A 251-nucleotide genomic window follows, 5' to 3' on the forward strand; every position below is an offset into this window, starting at 1 on the left:
ATTGGGAGGAAAAACTCAAAGCGGGGGAAACGCCGATTTGTGATCTGCCGATCGATAGTAAGAAGGCTGACCAGGCAGAGGCGATTTACAATTCCCTGCGGCTTCCGGATGTGATCGGCCAACCGTGTGCCCGGCGTTGGAGAAGACGGGGGGTATGCAGGGCTGAAAATAAAAGAACATAAGGCTGAGCAATGGCCTCTGCATTGAAAAATGGCCTGTAAACATTTTTGAGGCTACCAGTGCGGCTCAAT

At 51.4% G+C, this 251-nt stretch carries 1 protein-coding gene; it reads left to right on the forward strand.

Annotated features, from left to right (window positions below):
• Nucleotides 1–182, forward strand: a 182-nt coding sequence (locus tag AB9F26_RS22510) for a hypothetical protein (RefSeq protein ID WP_369769155.1), incomplete at its 5' end; no start/stop codon positions are given.
• Between the last annotated feature and the right edge of the window lie 69 nt (nucleotides 183–251).

The sequence above is a fragment of the Falsihalocynthiibacter sp. BN13B15 genome (assembly GCF_041205415.1).
Classification (GTDB): Bacteria; Pseudomonadota; Alphaproteobacteria; order Rhodobacterales; family Rhodobacteraceae; genus Falsihalocynthiibacter; species Falsihalocynthiibacter arcticus.